This window comes from Collimonas sp. (assembly GCF_044339385.1).
Taxonomy (GTDB): Bacteria; Pseudomonadota; Gammaproteobacteria; order Burkholderiales; family Burkholderiaceae_D; genus Collimonas.
This window is the reverse complement of sequence record NZ_JBIIVN010000062.1, coordinates 1-12,826: the sequence shown is the minus strand read 5'-3', so window position 1 is coordinate 12,826 and position 12,826 is coordinate 1. Positions and strand designations below refer to the sequence as shown.

The following is a 12,826-nucleotide window of genomic DNA, read 5'->3' as shown; positions in this document are numbered from 1 at the left end:
GGGTTTCCTTCGGGGCCCAGCCGGATTCGATGTGCGCTTCAGCCACACGTTTGTAATCACGCCGGAAAAACGCCAGGAAATTCTGCGACAAATAATCTTTATCGAAATCGTTGAGCGTGCCGACAATGCCGAAATCAAGCGCGATGTAGCGGCCGAAAGTTGCTGGCGCCACCGACACCAGGATATTGCCTGGATGCATGTCTGCATGAAAAAAACCGTCGCGAAAAACCTGAGTGAAGAAAATCTCGACACCGTCGCGCGACAACTTGCTCATATCGACACCGGCGGCGCGCAAACGATCCAGTTGCGAAATCGGGATACCGTGCATGCGCTCCATTACGATCACCGAGGATGAACAATAATCCCAATACATCTCTGGCACCAAGAGCAAATCGGAATCGGCGAAATTGCGGCGCAACTGGCTGCCGTTAGCCGCTTCACGCATCAGATCGAGCTCGTCGTGCAAATATTTGTCAAACTCCCCAACCACCTCGCGCGCCTTCAGACGGCGGCCCTCAGCCCACAGTTTCTCGATCAGGCTGGCGGCGACGTGCATCAATGCCACATCTTCATCGATCGATTTTTTCATGCCGGGGCGCAGTACCTTGACCGCGACTTCCTTGCCGTCTTTGAGTGTCGCAAAGTGCACCTGGGCGATCGAGGCCGAGGCTACCGGTATGCGGTCAAAACTGGCGAACAATTCATCAGGATGCCCTTTCAGCGATTTTTCGATCTGCGCAATCGCCAGCTCGGTACTGAATGGCGGCACCCGATCCTGCAAGCGTGCCAGTTCATCCGCCATATCTTCCGGCAACAGATCGCGGCGGGTCGATAGTACCTGGCCAAACTTGACGAAGATCGGCCCCAGCTCCTCTAACGCCATGCGCAAGCGCTCACCGCGCGGCGCCGAAATGTCGCGCCAAAAAATAAGCGTATCGATCAGTTTGGAAATGCGCGGCGAATCGAAGCCTGACATGGCGATGTCGTCCAGGCCGTAACGTACTGCCACACGGACAATTTTAAGCAGTCGCAGGAATTTCAGAATCATGGGGCCTTCAATTTGTTGATACGTTTAGAGAGTCGTTCCAGATCATCGCGCAGCCTGGTGACATCACTCGTAAAGTCGGCAACCGCTTGCGGGCGAACCAGCATCGGTTGCTCCTCCAGAAAATATTCGGCCAGGTTTTCCGTCAATTTTTTATGCGTGGCCTGGACCCCAGCCACCAGTGCCTGGCCACCGGCAACGATGCGCACGGTGGCGATATCACCGACCAGCTTACTCAGATCGTGCTCGGCATCCCAACGCAACCCCTGGCTGACTTGCGAAATCGCGTTGGCAAAGTCGGCATCGCCGTCAATCTTTACATAGGAAAAGGCGCGCTCACGCTGTTGCACAATCAACGGCAAATCGGAGAGCTTGAAGCGAATCGTCACATTCGGCTCGGCAGCCGCCGGTGGCGCTTGCAGAAAACCGTCCTGGCTGATTTGCCAGATCAGCTTGAGCGCACTGCCATCGATACAGGCGAGCTTGCCGGCGTGCGCCGCCAGCATACGCTGCGCCCACGGCTCTTGCGCCAGCAGGTGATTGATAGACGCGGTGATCGGCGTGAAATTCAGGGGAGGAGTCATCATCCTAGATTTACAAAATAAAACCGCCCGTGATTATTCACGGGCGGTCCAAGTTTATCAGCTTGTCGGGTCGAGAGCCTGTTTCTGCCGCCGTCCCCACGGGTTGCACTATGAGATTAAGCAGCGACTTGCTGAATCCCCGCCAACACCCAGCCGCCCTGCCCCGACAACGGCTTGGACAAATTCCAGACTTCCGTGAACGGCTCAGCGGAGGCTTCCGGCACTTCCTTGATCAAGCCGGTGAATTTAACGCTGGCCAGGTAATCGCTGCCGACAGTTTCGATCCCCATCAATTCGCCATCCAGTTGCACCACATCCGTGTTGTTCGGCGAAGCGCCGCGTTCCTGCAATTGCAGGCGCAGCTCGCCAAACATTTCCGGCGTCGTGAATTCGCGGATGTCGTTGATATCGGCCTTGTCCCAAGCCGCTTGCAGTCGGATGAAGTAAGTCTTGGCGCTACGGACGAAACCGGGGACATCGAAATCGGCAGGAATACCCCATGGCGCGCTGCCGATGTACCTTGCAACGCCGATGGCTGGAACGACGGTGCGCCGTTGATGCGGGAGCCGATTTCAGGGGTAAAGCCGGAAGCGTTGTTATCAAAATTCGGCGCCGCTGCGTTGACGCCCGAATACGCGGCAGGCGCCGGAGAGTTGCTTGCACTCTTGCGCATTATCATTCGCACAACAAAAATGACTGCAATCACCAGCAAGGCCATCATCAGGAATGAGCCGAACGCACCGCCCAAGCCGAAATGCGACATCAATGCGCCAAGGCCAAGGCCCAGCAGAGCTCCGCCGAGGATGCCTTTCCACGGGCTGGCAGGTTTAGGCGGGATCGATTGCGGCGTGGCGGCGGGTGTTGCCGGCCGGGCTTGATTGGCATTACCGAAATTCTGCGTCGGCTGGCTCGGCGTCTGCCGCGAAATGCCCGACGATTGCTTACCGAACGAACCGCCGCCACCCAGGCGACGGGCATCGGCGTTGGATAGTGTCATCGACAAGGTAGCAGCCACCATCAGCAGCATCATCAGAAATTTCTTCATGCAAGCTCCTACAGTTTGATACCGGTATGCAAAGCTGCAACACCAGCAGTTAAATTGAAATACTCGACACGCTCCAGGCCGGCATCCGTCATCATCTGTTTCAGGGTGTCCTGATCGGGATGCATGCGGATCGACTCGGCCAGGTAGCGGTAGCTTTCAGAATCATTGGCAATTTTCTTGCCCAGCCACGGCAATACAGAGAACGAATAGACATCGTAAGGCTTCTTCAGCGGTTCCCAGACTTTCGAGAATTCCAGCACTAGCAGCTTGCCGCCGGGCTTGAGCACGCGCCGCATTTCCGCCAGCGCCAGGTCCTTGTGGGTCATGTTGCGCAAGCCGAAGGCGACAGATACGCGATCGAAATAATTGTCTGGAAACGGCAATTTCTCCGCATCGCACAACAAAGTTGGGGTGGACAGGCCGTTATTCAAGAGCCGGTCGCGGCCTACTCGCAACATGGATTCGTTGATATCGGTCAGCCAGACTTCGCCGCCAGGGCCGGCGCGCTTGGCAAAAGCCTTGGCCAGATCGCCGGTGCCGCCGGCGATATCCAGCACTTTGAAACCCGGACGAATTGCCGCCTGGGCAATTGTGAAAGTTTTCCAGATGCGGTGCAAGCCAGCCGACATCAGATCGTTCATGACGTCGTATTTGCTGGCTACCGAGTGAAAAACTTCGGCGACTTTGTGGACTTTATCGTCCTCGGAGACAGTTTTATAACCGAAATGCGTGGTGTTGGTCATTGTTGGCAACCTTGTTGGGCAGACCTGCATTATACAAGTCCCGCATTATACAAGTCCCGGAGAAGGTTGCTGCACCAGCCATCGGCTGTTTTTCTTGATGACAAGCCCTAGGCTTTATCGGCCTTGCCGGCGGCATTTGCCAATTTACTCAGCATTCGGTCCAGCAGCCAAGGCTGGCGATCCCGATCTTCTGCCAACTCTTTGCGGCGAATCGCGTTGCGCACCAGCAGCGAACCGATATATCGCACCGGTTTCGGCGGGAAATGGCCGCGCGGGCCGGCCGCCAGCGGGCTGCGGCTCCAGGCATTGTCCAGCCCCAGCACCAGCGACGACAGCAATTATCCCCCCATGTAACTGGGGCCGACGCCGTTGCCGGAATAGCCGAAACCATAGAATACGTTCGGCATGTCGTTAAGCCGGCCAAAGAACGGGAATCCGGTTACCGAGCGGTCGGACGGTCCGTTCCAGCTGGCGGTGATCGGCACACCTGCCAACGCCGGGAAGAATTCGTGCAGGCTTTGCCTGAGCTGCTGTTCGTAAGGCGAGCGCTGATCGAAGACCGGCAGGATGCGGCCGCGCCAGGCGAAGGTGTTGCCGCCCTTGCCCAGCATCAGGCGGCCGTCTTCGGTGGTGCGGTAATAAAATACGAAAGTGCGCGAATCGAGCACCGAGACGCCGTCCTTGAGGCCGATCCGATGCAACAGCTCTGGACATTTCTCGGTAATCACCATGTCGCTCGACACTACGGCCAGCGTGCGTTCGAACTGCGGAAAACGACTCGCCATCCAGGCATTGATCGCCAGCACCATCTTGCCAACCGCTAGCGAGCCGTCCGGCGTGTGCAGTGTCACCGTGGTGCCCGGCGTGAACGACAGCATCGGCGTGCGCTCATAAATCCGGATGCCCATTTCCAGCGCGACACGGCGCAATCCGCGTACCAGCTTGCCTGGATGGACGGTCGCCGCCATCGGTGAAAACACGCCAGCCAGGTTACGCTTCGAACCAGAGCGGCTCTGCGCCTCTGCATCCGGCAACGCTTGGTAAGAACTGATACCACGCCGCTTCAACTCATCCAGCACCGGGTCCAGCACACCCAACTGGGCCTTGGTGGTGGCGGTGTAGAGCGTACCGTCCTGACGGAACTCGGCGTTGATGCGGTGGCTGCGGCAAAAATCGCCAATATGGTTGACGACCTCTTCCGATGCTTTCACCAGCCGCTCCGCTTCTTCCTCGCCAAACAATCTGCGCAAGGTAAAGAACTTGGTCGACCAGGTCAGCAGGCAGCCGCCGTTGCGGCCGCTGGCACCGGCACCGCACAAATCGCTTTCAATGATGGCGATGTCCAGCGCCGGGTTTTGCTGCTTTAATTGGATCGCAGTCCAAAGGCCGGTGAAGCCGCCGACTATGCCGACATCGGCTTGCTGTTGACCTTGCAATGCGGGTGCCAACTCGCCGTCGGTAAACAGGGCATCTTCCAGCCAGAATGGACGCATGGGATATCGTTCTTACTTAGATAGTCAAAAATAGCGAACCAAGCCTGAGACACGCTCAGAACGTAGCCCATTTCAGTTGCGCCATTCCTGCCAGCGCGGGAATCCATATTACAGAATACCCAGCGCAGGTAAAAATGGACAGCGTGTTCGCGGCAATCACTGCGATTGTGGAAGGTCCTGCACCGGCGCCAACGAACACGCCGACATTACCTTGACGAAGTGCGGCAAGCCGGGCGTCACCATATTACTGACTTTGGCCTGGTCATCCCACAGACGCAAACTGACGGCATCGGCGGCGTACGGACGGGCGATGAGCTCAGCGGCTGCGGCAGCGCTAAACACGCCGCCCTGCAACTCCAGGCTACGCTTGGAATCTTCGGACAAACGCCCCCAGTAACTGGCGTCGGTGGCGCACAGATAGCGCTTGGCGTCGACGTGCAAACGAATCGGCTCCAGCACTGCCGGACTGAACAGCCCGCGCAGGTACGGTATCGCAAAATACTGATGAGTATCGTCGACGCCGCGTGCGGAAGGTGTGTCACCCTGCGGATTAAGCAAGTGACCGAGATCGTGCAGCAATCCGGCGCACACCAGCTCCGGCGTAGCGCCGGCTTGCTCGGCCAGCGTCGCCGATTGCAACGCATGCTGCAGTTGATTGACCGGTTCACCGCTATACATCTGATGGCCGCCCTGTTCGAAAAGATCGCAAATTTGTGAAATACTCAACACGTCTGCTCTCCCATCAATTCCAGGGTAATGAATAGGTTTTGGTGTTGCAGAAGCTCTTCATTGCTTCCTGCACGCCTTCCTTGTAGCCGAGGCCGGAATCCTTGATGCCGCCGAACGGTGTCAGTTCCAGGCGATAACCAGGGACCTCGCGAACCTTGACGCTACCGACCTGCAACTCGGCGATGAAACGCGTGATGTAATCCAGACGATTGGTGCAGACTGACGACGACAAACCATACGGCGTCGAATTCGAGATGCGGATCGCATCGGCGATATCGGTGCATCGGATCACCGGCGAAACCGGGCCAAAGGTCTCTTCGGCCACCAGTTGGCAATCGGCTGGGACATGGTCGAGCACGGTCGGCGAATACAGCGCGCCGTCGCGCTGATTTCCGAACAAGAGTTTGGCGCCGCGCTGCTGGGCGTCTTTTACTTTTGCTTCAAATGCACTGGCGGAACGGGCATCGATGACGGTGCCCATGTCGTTGTTGAGGTCCATCGGATCGCCGTACTTGATGGCCTTGGTCTTGTTGAGCAGCAGTTCGACGAATTCATCGGCCACCGCCCGGTGCACGATCATGCGCTTGACCGTGGTACAACGCTGACCGGAATTTTTGTAAGAACCGGATACCGCCAATGTGGCCGCTTCATCGAGATCCGCATCTTCCATCACGATGATTGGATCGTTGCCGCCCAGCTCCAGGATCTGCCGCTTATAGACCGCCTTGGCGGCGATATATTTACCGATCGGCACGCCGCCGGTGAAGGTCACCAGATCCACATCGGGATTCGTCAGCATCTCATCGGCGATTTCCGCCGGGTCGCCGGTGACCGCCGAAAACATTTCCGGCGGCAGACCGGCTTCGTACAAAATATCGGCTAGCAACAACGCCGACAGCGGCGTCTTTTCGGTCGGCTTGAGCACCATCCGGTTGTTGGTCGCTATCGATGGCGCAATCTTGTGGGCGACCTGGTTGAGCGGATGGTTGAATGGCGTGATCGCCGAGATCTCACCGAGCAACGGCTCTTTCAACGTGTACACCTTGCGTTGCTTGCCATGCGGCGTCAGATCGCAGGAAAACACCTGGCCGTCGTCGACCAGCGCCTGGTTGGCAGCGAACACGAACACGTCGCAGGCGCGGCCGACTTCATACAGCGTATCCTTCTTGCACAATCCGGCTTCCGCGGTGATCAGATCGGAAATCGCATCGGCGTTGGCGCGCAACAAGTCTGCTGCGCGCAGCATGATGCGGGAGCGTTCATAGCGCGTCAACGGCGAGCGGAATGCACGTGCCACCTGAAATGCATGACGAATATCGTCGACCGTGGCTTTCGGCACGGAGCCGATCAGCGCATTGTTGAACGGATGGCGAATCTCTATGCGACGCGATTTATCGTCCAGATTGCCGACAAGCTTGCCAGCGATCCGCATATTTTGATGTAACGGCTCGCCCTGCTTGAGCTTGCCCAGTTCAGTCAGCATCGACATCATGACTCCAGTTTGGTACGTATCAGGATTAGAAAATCTTTAGGCGTTATTTAGCGCCAGGAAGAACACATCGAAATTGCGCAGCCGGTGATCGGCCGGAATCGCCGCCAGCTTGCGATTGAACATCAGCGGCACGCGTTGCTCGGAAATGCCGCCATGTGAGCGCAGCGGCAGCTTAAGTTCGGACAGATCATGGCGGCTGGCGGCGGTGCCGATCACGGTCAGACGCTCGCTAACCACCACCAGATCGCCGATGCGATCCGACGGCAGCTCGAAACGTTGTGCCGCCTGCTCGCGGGTCAGCACCAGTTCGATGCCGGGGATGGCGCGAATCTGTTCTGCGACATCCGCCGCATTTTGCTCGGCGCCGAGATACACGGTTGCATAGGAGCCGAGGGCGCCCTGGTGCACCACATAGGGATCGGTGATCGGCAGGATGACGCGGGTTTTCTCGACGCCGACTCTGGCGTCCAGCACATCCTGCAGATAGATCACGTTTGGCTGGCCGGCGCTGTCGGTCTTGGCGTTCATGCCGTGATCGGCAGTCAGACCGATTACTGCACCGAGCGTGTCGAGTTGAGTCAGATAGTGATCCATCATCGAGTAGAACGCATTTGCTCCCGGGGTGCCCGGCGCATATTTGTGCTGAATGTAGTCGGTAGTGGATAGGTACATGATGTCCGGCCGCTGGTTAGCCAGCAATTTAACGCCGGCGGCAAACACAAACTCGGACAAGTCTGCGCTGTACACCGATGGCAGCGGCATGCCGACCAATTCCAACAAGTTATCGATACCGTTGTGCTCAACGGTTGCCTGATCGGCTTTCTCGGCCGAGAAGCAGATGCCGCGCATCTTGTGGCCCAGCAAGCCGCGCAATTTATCCTTGGCGGTGACCACGGCAACCTTGGCGCCGGCATCGGCGAAGGCCGCCAGGATGGTGCCGGTGCGCAGATATTTAGCATCGTTCATCATGACCTCTTGCTTGGTATCGAGGTCATAAAAATAGTTTCCGCAGATACCGTGCACGGATGGCGGTACGCCGGTCACAATCGACAGATTATTGGGATTGGTAAAGCTTGGCACGACACAATCGGCGCCGAGTATCGTTCCCTGCTCCACCATTTTTTTCATAAACGGCGCAACGCCGGCCTGGATCGCCTGATTGATGTATTCCTGTTCGCAGCCATCAACGCAGACCACGACTACGGGCTGCTTCATCCATGGATAGTTGCGACCATTGACGCTAAGAATTTGTGTATTGGACATGAGGTAACTTTCGCTTTATTTCGCTGTAATTTCGCTGTAACTTGACTGTAATTGCGCCGTAATTTTGCTTCGACGGCGCTTAAATTTTCCCCGTAACCCGGGCCACTGACTGCTCTTATTGCTGGCTAGCCTGTGCGGCCAGCGCACGCTGATCCTGGGCCTTGTGCATGCGCTTGCGCCCGGCCACGGCATGCTCACGCATGATGTCTCCGGCGGCTTGAACATCGCCGGCAGCGATAGCGTCGACAATTTTGTGATGTTCTGCGGTGGAAGTCGGCAGACCGCCTTTTTGTGCCAGGGCAGAGCGGCGGAACAGCCTGAGTTCGTTGACCAGACGGCGATAGGTGTGCAGTAGCTTTTTGTTAGCGGCTAATTCCACCAACAGATCATGAAAGCTGAGGTTCAGCTTCAGGTAGCCGTCGACATCGCCAAGCGCAACCATCTCATCCATCCGTGCCAGCAGAGCGCGCAACTGCTGCACCTGAGGCGGCTTGATGTTGGCCGCCAGTTTACGGCCGATCAGTTCATCAAGCGTGGCCCGCACTTCATAGATTTCATCGGCTTCTTCGACCGATATCTGGCGCACGAAAACGCCACAGTTTTTTTCCTGCTGAACCAGCCCCACTTCCTCCAGCGCACGAAAAGCTTCGCGCACCGGTCCACGGGACACACCCAACATTTCCGCCAGCGAAACTTCGTTGAGCTTGTCTCCGGCCAGCAGATCGCCGGCCAGGATCATCCGCTCCAACTCCTTCTGCACCAGCGAAGGCAACGAATTTTTCTGGACCAGAGAGATTGCACTGATGTTGCGGCTGTTTGTGATGACATCCTTCATGGTGTTCCTTTTGGCGGTTCTTTGGCGTTTCGTTTGGCGTTCTTCCCGGTGTTTTTTAAACGCTCAACGATTGCACTTTAACTCAAGTAAGTGTAGATTGTCTGCAATATACATGCAACACCATATAATATTAAACCAAGGACACCTTTATGAGCCTGCACAGCCGCGATCCGATTTTACTGACCCCAGGTCCACTCACCACCTCCCTAGCCACCAAGAGCGCGATGCTGCAGGACTGGGGCTCCTGGGATACCGCCTTCAACGCCATCACGACCAAGGTGCGCAAGCAACTGCTCGATATCGTCAACGCCCACGACAGCCATGTGTGTGTGCCGATGCAGGGCAGCGGCACGTTCTCGATAGAAGCCGCCATCAACACGCTGCTGCCGCGCAACGGCCATATGCTGGTGCTGATCAACGGCGCCTACGGCAAGCGCATGGCGAAGATTGTTGAAATGATGGGGCGCCAGGTATCGGCGTTAGAAACTGCCGAAGATGTGCCAGCCAGCGCCGCCGATGTTGAACGCGCTCTGAGCGGCGACCGCAGCATCGCCCACGTTGGCGTGATCCATTGCGAAACCAGCACCGGCATATTGAATCCGCTGCAAGAAATCGCCGGAGTAGTGGCACAGCACAAGAAAAGCCTGATCATTGACGCCATGAGTTCATTCGGCGCGCTGGAAATCGACGCCGGCAAGATCGCCTTCGATGCGCTGATCGCTGCCAGCGGGAAATGCATCGAAGGCCCACCGGGAATGGGCTTTGTCCTGGCGCGCAAGTGCGTATTGGAGAAATGCGCGGGTAATTCCAGGTCACTCTCGCTAGACCTGCATGACCAATGGGTCTACATGGAAAAAACTACGCAATGGCGCTTCACGCCGCCAACCCACATCGTGATTGCATTCCATCAGGCACTCAACCAGTATTTTGCCGAAGGTGGACAAGCTGCAAGGCTGGCGCGCTACACGGCGAATTATGAAAGCCTGATGGCCGGCATGCGTGAGCTGGGGCTGGTGCAATTCTTACCAGCCAAAATCCAGGCGCCGATCATTGTCACGATGCACGCGCCAAACAGCCCCAACTATGAATTCAAGGCCTTTTTGCGATCTGGTCCGCGGCAAAGGTTTCATTCTTTATCCGGGCAAGCTGACTCAGGCAGAAACGTTCCGTATCGGCTGCATCGGCGCCATTGGTCCGGACGAAATGCGGCAGGCGGTGCATGCCATTGGCGATGCGTTGAGGGAGTTGGGTATTAAGACCAGGAACGCGCTCAACGCCTGAGCGGAGCTGCGGGGGTGTCGGCAGGCGTGAGCACCGGTGCCCACGCTACATAAACCCTGCGAACCTGGGAATGGCGGCGATTGTTGAGATCTGTAGTGCGGCGGGAAGATTTTACCGCCGTCCCGGAAATCGATAGAAAGCGTCGATTAACGACAATAGATATGCCGCATCACGCGCAACCGTGACCGCCGGCGCTCTTAACGCTCATAGACAAATCGCGGCCCGCTTCACGGCCGTGGCCGGCGGCGTCCAGACGTTGCAGATAATCTTCCCACATGGCGGCTTGGTCGCGACCCAGCTTGTAGAGATAGGCCCAGGTATAAATACCGCTGACGTGGCCATCGGAAAAAATCGGTTTGACCGCATAGTTGCCGACTGGCTCAAGCGCGCTCATCTCGACCTTGCGCTTGCCGGTTTGCAGCACCTCCTGGCCGGGGCCATGGCCACTCACTTCAGCCGATGGCGAATACACCCGCATCAGCTCAAACGGCAGCAGAAACACTGCGCCGTCATCGAACGCAACTTCCAACTTACACGATTGCTTATGTACTACGAGCGACACCGGAACCGGTGCTGGCGCTGATTGTTTGGAACTGGTCATTAGGGTTACCTGAATAGAAAATTAAAACTGCTCGGATATGGCGGTGCGCAATCGGCCAAGCAGGGCCTGGCGCTGCTCAAGCGCGGATGGCGCAGGCTGCCGCTGCGCGTCGGCCCAGACCGGGCTGGGGAAATGGGCGTCATCGGCATAGCGCGGAATCACGTGCCAGTGCAGGTGCGGCGTCATATTGCCAAGACTGGCAAGATTGATTTTTTCCGGTCGCATGACTGCGCGCACGACCGCTTCGACCTTGCACACGGCGGCCATCAGCGTGCTGCGATCCGGCACCGGCAAATCGGTCATTTCCTTGATGTGATCATTCCAGATGACACGGCAAAAACCCGGATACAACGCATCGTCGACCAATACCACGCGGAATTTCTCGGTGCGGTGGACGATCTCCCCGCCGGCGCCGCTGCACAGTTCGCAATCAATTGAATGGTGCGCCATAGTTACACCAGAATCCGCTCAATGCCGCCGTTGTTGGCACGCGCCACGTAATCCGGCAGCCAGTTCTCGCCCAGAATGTGGCGCGCCATCTCGACCACGATGTAATCGGCGGTCGTACCTGAATCGTCGTTGTAGCGTGACAAACCCTGCAGGCAAGACGGGCAGGAAGTGAGGATTTTGACTTCACCGCCAAAACCATCGGCGCGCAATTTATCGGCGCCCTTGTTCATCTCTTCTTCCTTGCGGAAACGTACCTGGGTCGAGACATCCGGACGGCTCACGCCAAAGGTGCCGGATTCGCCGCAGCAACGCTCGTTTTTCTCGATCTTGGCGCCATTGTCGGTCGTAATCAATGCGTTCACCGTCTTCATCGGATCCTGCAATTTCATGGGGCTGTGGCATGGGTCGTGGTACATGTAACGGGTGCCGCTGACGCCTTCCAGTTTCAGATTTTTCTCCAGCAGGTATTCGTGGATATCGATGATGCGGCAACCCGGGAATATCTTGTCGAACTGATAGCCCTGCAACTGATCGTAGCAAGTGCCGCAGGAAACGATGACGGTCTTGATATCGAGGTAATTCAGGGTGTTCGCCATGCGATGGAACAGCACGCGGTTATCGGTGATGATCTTCTCGGCCTTGTCGAAATTGCCGGAACCGCGTTGCGGATAGCCGCAGCACAGGTAGCCCGGCGGCAGCACCGTTTGCACGCCGACTTCCCACAGCATGGCCTGCGTCGCCAAGCCGACTTGCGAGAACAAGCGCTCGGAGCCGCAGCCCGGGAAGTAAAACACTGCTTCGGTGTCGGCAGTGGTGTTCTTCGGATTACGGATGATCGGCACCACCTTGTCGTCTTCGATATCCAGCAGCGCGCGCGCAGTCTTCTTCGGCAGATTGCCCGGCATCTTCTTGTTAATGAAGTGGATCACCTGCTCTTTGATCGGCGCCTTGCCGACTGTCGCAGGCGGCTTCCTGGTCTGCTTCTTGGCGAATTTCTTGAGGATGTCATTACCCAGGCGCTGCGCCTTGAAACCCCAATCCGTCATGACCTTGCGGGTCATGTTGATGGTGGCCGGATCGGTCGCGTTGAGGAAGAACATGGCAGCGCTGGTGCCAGGATTGAACGATTTCTTGTTCATCTTGCGCAGCAGATTGCGCATATTCATCGACACATCGCCGAAATCGATATCGACCGGGCATGGCGTGACGCACTTGTGGCAAACCGTGCAGTGATCGGCCACATCTTCGAACTCTTCCCAATGCTT

Annotated in this window: 10 protein-coding genes and 3 pseudogenes; 1 reads left to right on the top strand and 12 read right to left on the bottom strand. The window is 57.1% G+C overall.

Translation table 11 applies throughout. The features are described 5' to 3' along the window. The 9 genes and pseudogenes from ACIQ0R_RS06445 to ACIQ0R_RS06405 all read right to left on the bottom strand — a co-directional run. Window positions 1–1,048: AarF/UbiB family protein (locus tag ACIQ0R_RS06445; RefSeq protein ID WP_395825156.1), on the bottom strand; the 1,048-nt coding region annotated here is incomplete at its 3' end. Further along, on the bottom strand, window positions 1,045–1,629 hold the full coding sequence (locus tag ACIQ0R_RS06440; RefSeq protein ID WP_395825153.1) for an SCP2 domain-containing protein: 585 nt from the start codon (window positions 1,627–1,629) through the stop codon (window positions 1,045–1,047). The genes ACIQ0R_RS06445 and ACIQ0R_RS06440, both read right to left, overlap by 4 nt. A 116-nt stretch (window positions 1,630–1,745) precedes the next feature. Continuing rightward, window positions 1,746–2,674: pseudogene (locus tag ACIQ0R_RS06435) on the bottom strand (Tim44 domain-containing protein). A gap of 8 nt (window positions 2,675–2,682) precedes the next feature. After that, window positions 2,683–3,417, bottom strand: coding sequence for a bifunctional demethylmenaquinone methyltransferase/2-methoxy-6-polyprenyl-1,4-benzoquinol methylase UbiE (ubiE, locus tag ACIQ0R_RS06430; RefSeq protein ID WP_395825150.1), 735 nt, complete (start codon window positions 3,415–3,417; stop codon window positions 2,683–2,685). 107 nt (window positions 3,418–3,524) lie between these two features. Next, window positions 3,525–4,910: pseudogene (locus ACIQ0R_RS06425) on the bottom strand (FAD-dependent oxidoreductase). Between the two features lie 156 nt (window positions 4,911–5,066). Continuing rightward, entirely contained in the window at window positions 5,067–5,639 is a 573-nt protein-coding gene (locus ACIQ0R_RS06420) for a phosphonate degradation HD-domain oxygenase (RefSeq protein WP_395825147.1), read from the bottom strand. 13 nt (window positions 5,640–5,652) lie between these two features. Next, window positions 5,653–7,122 (bottom strand): phosphonoacetaldehyde dehydrogenase, encoded by a 1,470-nt coding sequence (phnY, locus tag ACIQ0R_RS06415; protein WP_395825158.1) that lies wholly within the window; start codon window positions 7,120–7,122, stop codon window positions 5,653–5,655. 45 nt (window positions 7,123–7,167) lie between these two features. Next, window positions 7,168–8,394: a phosphonoacetate hydrolase gene (phnA, locus tag ACIQ0R_RS06410; RefSeq protein ID WP_395825144.1), complete on the bottom strand. Its 1,227-nt coding sequence runs from the start codon at window positions 8,392–8,394 to the stop codon at window positions 7,168–7,170. Window positions 8,395–8,509: 115 nt separating this feature from the next. Continuing rightward, entirely contained in the window at window positions 8,510–9,229 is a 720-nt protein-coding gene (locus ACIQ0R_RS06405) for a phosphonate utilization associated transcriptional regulator (protein ID WP_395825141.1), read from the bottom strand. Window positions 9,230–9,378: 149 nt separating this feature from the next. Here ACIQ0R_RS06405 and ACIQ0R_RS06400 point away from each other — a divergent pair. Beyond that, window positions 9,379–10,510, top strand: a pseudogene (locus ACIQ0R_RS06400) (2-aminoethylphosphonate--pyruvate transaminase). A gap of 169 nt (window positions 10,511–10,679) precedes the next feature. Here ACIQ0R_RS06400 and ACIQ0R_RS06395 read toward each other — a convergent pair. The 3 genes from ACIQ0R_RS06395 to ACIQ0R_RS06385 form a co-directional block, all read right to left on the bottom strand. Continuing rightward, entirely contained in the window at window positions 10,680–11,111 is a 432-nt protein-coding gene (locus ACIQ0R_RS06395) for a gamma-butyrobetaine hydroxylase-like domain-containing protein (RefSeq protein ID WP_395825138.1), read from the bottom strand. 21 nt (window positions 11,112–11,132) lie between these two features. Further along, the gene (locus ACIQ0R_RS06390; protein ID WP_395825135.1) at window positions 11,133–11,561 is read right to left on the bottom strand and encodes an HIT family protein; all 429 of its coding nucleotides are present in this window, start codon (window positions 11,559–11,561) and stop codon (window positions 11,133–11,135) included. A gap of 2 nt (window positions 11,562–11,563) precedes the next feature. After that, window positions 11,564–12,826 (bottom strand): DUF3400 domain-containing protein (locus ACIQ0R_RS06385; protein WP_395825132.1); only part of this gene is annotated, 1,263 nt, incomplete at its 5' end.